This is a genomic window from Streptomyces sp. NPDC001880, assembly GCF_053594575.1.
In genome coordinates, this window is record NZ_JBSFET010000191.1 from 1 (window position 1) to 5,038 (window position 5,038).

A 5,038-nucleotide genomic window follows, 5' to 3' on the forward strand; every position below is an offset into this window, starting at 1 on the left:
ACTCCACCGAACGCGCGTCATACAGATCCGTCGCGTACTCGATCGTGATGTCCAGACCACCCGGCCGACCATCCACCGAACGACACTCGGCGAAGCCGAAGGTGAGGTCGAACTTGGCAATCTCCACCTTCGAGAACTCGTACTCCGCTTCCAGCCCCGGGAGTTCGGGGGCTTCGGCGGACATGTCGCCGACGGTGAGCATGACCTGGAAGAGGGGGTGCCGGGCGGTGGTGCGCTCGGGGTTGAGGGCTTCGACCAGGCGGTCGAAGGGCAGGTCCTGGTGACTCCAGGCGGCGAGGTCGGTCTCCCGGACCCGGTTCAGCAGCTCACGGAAGCTCGGATCACCGCTGGTGTCGGTACGCAGGACGAGCGTGTTGACGAAGAAGCCGACGAGGTCGTCGAGGGCCGGGTCGGTGCGCCCTGCCACGGGTGAACCGAGCGGGATGTCGTGGCCGGCTCCGGAACGGGACAGCAGGGTCGAGACCGCTGCCTGGGCCACCATGAACAGGGTGCTGCCGGTTTCCTGGGCCAGCGAGGTGAGCGAGTCGTGCAGGTCGGCCGAACAGTGCACGGTGTGCGTGGTGCCCCGGTTGGACGCGGTGGCCGGCCTGGGCCGGTCGGCCGGGAGTGTGACCTCCTCCGGAAGGTCAGCCAACGCTGCGCACCAGTAGTCGAGTTGGCGTTCCTCGTCACTCCCCAGGAGTCGCTGCTGCCAGAGGGAGTAGTCGGCGTACTGGACGGGCAGCGGCTCCCAGGCGGGGGCGGTGCCCCCGGTGCGGGCCTCGTAGGCGGCGGCCAGGTCACGGAAGAGCGGCCCGTTGGACCAGCCGTCGGAGGCGATGTGGTGCACGACCACGAGCAGGATGTGTTCCTGCTCGCCGACCGAGAGCAGATGTGTGCGGATCGGCGGCTGGACGGCCAGGTCGAAGGTGGCCGAGGAGAGGTGGGCAAGTCGTGCGGTGAGTTCCTCCTCGGTGGTGGTGATCAGGGGGAGGTCGATGCCGGTCGGAGGGAGGATGCGTTGGTGGGGGGTTCCCTCGTGGGTGGGGAAGACGGTGCGCAGGCCTTCGTGGCGTGTGGTGACGTCGGTGAGGGCGAGTTGGAGTGCCTGGTGGTCGAGTGCGCCCTTGAGGCGCAGGGCGAGCGGAATGTTGTAGGTGGCGGACGGGCCTTCCATCTGGTCGAGGAACCACAGCCGCTGCTGCGCGGACGAGAGCGGGATGATGTCCGGTCGCTCCTCGGGTTTCAGCGCAGGCCGGGGCAGTTCGCCGCTGCTCGCGGTGACGCACTCCGAGAGGGCGAGCACCGTCGGGTTGCGGAACAGGTCCTTCACCCCGAGCTGCACCCCGAACGCGCGCCGGATGCGGCTGATCAGGCGGGTGCCCAGAACCGAGTGGCCGCCCCGGTGGAAGAAGTGGTCGTCGATGGTGACCGAGGGCAGTCCGAGCACGGCCGCGAAGAGACCGCAGAGCACCTCTTCCTGCGGTGTGCGCGGGGCACGCCCGTTGGTGGCGTGGGAGACCTGGGGTGCGGGCAGGGCACGCCGGTCGACCTTGCCGTTGGTGGTGAGGGGGATCTCGTCGAGGACGACGAAGGCGGACGGGACCATGTACTCGGGCAGCACGTCCGAGACATGACCGCGCAGCTCGGCCACGTCGATCGGGGCGGCATCGCCGGCGACGAGGTAGGCGACCAGGCGCTTGTCGCCGGGCCGGTCCTCCCGCACCACGACGGTCGCCTGCCCCACGCTGTCGTGGTCGGCCAACGCGCTTTCGATCTCGCCGAGTTCGATGCGGAAGCCGCGGATCTTGACCTGCTGGTCGGCGCGGCCGAGGTACACGACCGAGCCCTCGTGGTTCCAGCGGACCAGGTCACCCGTGCGGTACATCCGCGTACCGGGAGGACCGTACGGGTCCGCGACGAAACGCTCCGCCGTCATGCCCGGTCGGCCGAGGTAGCCACGGGCGAGACCGGCGCCGGCGATGTACAGCTCGCCCGGGGTGCCCGGCGGGACCAGCCGCAGCCCGTCGTCCAGAACGTACAGCCGGTGGTTGTCCAGGGGCTCACCGATCGGGATGGCGCCCGCGTAGTCCAGCGGACGGTGAATGCGGTGGGTGGACGCGAAGGTCGTCGTCTCCGTCGGACCGTAACCGTTCACCACCGTGACGTCCGGGCAGCGGTCCATGACGCGGCGCACCGCCTCCGGCGGGACGACGTCACCTCCCGCCCACACCTCACGCACCCCGGCGAAGGCCTCCGGCACCTCCTCCGCCATCACCCGGAACAGACCCGCCGTCATCCACAGCGAGGTGATCCCCCGCTCGGTCAGCAGCCCGCCCAGGGTCCCGGGGTCGAGATAGCCCGGAGGTGCCACCACGACCGCTCCCCCGTTCAGCCACGGCACCCAGATCTCGTGGGTGGAGGCGTCGAAGGTGTGCGGCGAGTGGAAGAGCACCCGGGTGTGGTTGCCGTTCGCGTACATGGTCTGCGCGGCCAGGTCCGCGACATTGCGATGCGTGACCGCGACACCCTTCGGGAGCCCTGTCGAACCCGAGGTGAACATCACGTACAGCCACTGGTCGGGGTGGGCGCCGGGTGCCGGTGGTGTGGCGGGAAGGTGGGCGCAGTCGGCGGTTCGGTCGAGCACGACGGTCTCGGCGGCGGTTCGGGCCACAATCGGGTGATCGGCCAGCGCCCGGTCGGTGAGCAGGACCGATGCCGCGGTCTCCGTGAGGATGTGGAGCAGCCGGGTGTCGGGATCCGCAGTGTTGAGCGGAGCGTAGACGCCGCCGGCCTTGACCACCGCGAGGAGCCCGGTGAGGAGGTCCGCCGACCGCTCCATCAGGACGGCGACGACGCTCTCCGACCGGACGCCGAGGCCCACGAGGTGGTGGGCCAGCCGGTTGGTGTCCGCGTCCAGTTCCGCGTAGGTCAGCTCGCGGTCGCCGTCGACCAGGGCGATCGCGTCCGGGGTACGGGCGGCCTGTGCGGCGAACAGCTCCGCGAGGCCCGCGCCGGAGGAGCCGGTGACCGCGCCGTTCCATTCCTTCAGGAGCCGGCGGCCCTCGTCGGATCCGATGAACTCCAGCTCCCCGACCGGGATTTCCGGGTGTGCGACAGCGTCGCCGAGCAGCCGGACCAGCCGGTCGGCGACCGCCTCGACGGTGCCGGCGTCGTAGAGGTCGGTGGCGTACTCGACCCTGATGTCCAGTCCACCGGGGCGGCCGTCAGCCGTGCGGTGTTCATGGAAGGAGAAGGTCAGGTCGAACTTGGAGATCTCCAGGGCCGTGAAGCCCGACTCGGCGTTGATTCCCGGCAGTTCGAGGGTCGGGGTGAGCGCTTCCTGGAGGGTGAGCACCACCTGGAAGAGGGGGTGCCGGGCGGTGGAGCGCTCGGGGTTGAGGGTCTCCACCAGACGGTCGAAGGGCAGGTCCTGGTGGGCCCACGCCGCGAGATCGGCCTCGCGGACCCGGGAGAGCAGGTCACGGAAGCTCGGGTCGCCGGTCAGGTCCGTGCGCAGCACCAGGGTGTTGACGAAGAAGCCGACCAGGTCGTCCAGGGACTGTTCCGATCGGCCCGCGATCGGGGCACCGATCGGGATGTCGTCCCCCGCGCCGGAGCGGGACAGTGCGGTGGCGACGGCGGCCTGGGCCACCATGAACATCGTGCTGCCGGTCTCCCGGGCCAGTCGGGTCAGCGCGTCGTGCAGCTCCGCGGGAACGTGGACGCTGTGGGTGGAGCCGCGGTAGGTGGCGACCGCCGGGCGCGGACGGTCGGCCGGCAGGGTGGCCTCGTCGGGCAGCCCGTCCAGTGTGTGGCGCCAGAACTCCGCCTGCCGCTCCCCGTCCACCGCGAGCAGTTCCTGCTGCCAGAGGGTGTAGTCGGCGTACTGGACCGGCAGCGGCTCCCACGCGGGGGCGGTGCCTTCGGTGCGTGCCGTGTAGGCGGCCGTCAGGTCACGCAGCAGCGGTGTGGTGGACCAGCCGTCGGAGGCGATGTGGTGCATCACCACCAGCAGTACGTGCTCCTGGTCGCCGAGTGCGAACAGGGTGGCGCGGACCGGCAGTTCGGCCTCCAGGTCGAAGCTGCGGGCGGCGTACGCGCCGAGCTCCGCCTCCAGTGTGGCCTCGGTCGCCGCGACGACGGGCAGCTCCACCCGGACCTCGGCCGCCGGCAGCTGCCACTGGTAGGCGGTGTCGTTCGCCATCCCGAAGAGGGTGCGCAGAGACTCGTGCCGCACCACCAGGTCGGTGAGCGCGAGCTGGAGTGCCTGCTGGTCGAGTGCGCCGGTGAGGCGCAGGGCCAGCGGAATGTTGTACGTCGCCGAGGGCCCCTCCAGATGGTGCAGGAACCACAGCCGCTGCTGGGCCGAGGACAGCGGCACCCGCTCGGGCCGCACCGCTTCCCGCAGTGCGGGCCGGCGCACGGCGTCCCCGCCCGCTTCCACGTACTCGGCCAGCGAGGCCACCGTCGGGCCCTGGAAGAGGTCCCGGACGGTGATCTGGACGCCGAAGGTCTGCCGGATGCGGCTGATGAGGCGGGTGGCGAGCAGGGAGTGCCCGCCCAGGTGGAAGAAGTGGTCGTCGATGGTGACCGACGGCAGTCCGAGGACCTCCGCGAAGAGACCGCACAGGACCTCCTCACCCGGCCCTCGGGGCGGGCGCCCGGTGGTTTCGTTGCTGAGCTGTGGGGCGGGCAGGGCGCGTCGGTCGACCTTGCCGTTGACGGTGAGGGGGATCTCGTCGAGGACGACGAAGGCGGACGGGACCATGTACTCCGGGAGTGCCCCCGCGATCTCGCGGCGCACCGCCTCGGTGTCGATCCGGGCGCCGTCGGCGGCGACGAGATACGCGGCGAGGCGCTTGTCGCCGGGCCGGTCCTCCCGCACCACGACCGTCGCCTGACCGACCGCCTCCTGAGCGGTCAACGCGCTCTCGATCTCACCGAGTTCGATGCGGAAGCCGCGGAGCTTGACCTGCTGGTCGGCACGGCCGAGATACTCGACCGAGCCCTCGTGGTTCCAGCGGACCAGGTCACC

At 70.6% G+C, this 5,038-nt stretch carries 1 protein-coding gene; it reads right to left on the reverse strand.

Annotation, left to right across the window (positions count from 1 at the left end; all coding sequences use genetic code 11):
* A partial coding sequence (locus ACWCQ6_RS35765; RefSeq protein ID WP_451096470.1) for an amino acid adenylation domain-containing protein occupies positions 1-5,038 on the reverse strand: 5,038 nt, incomplete at both ends.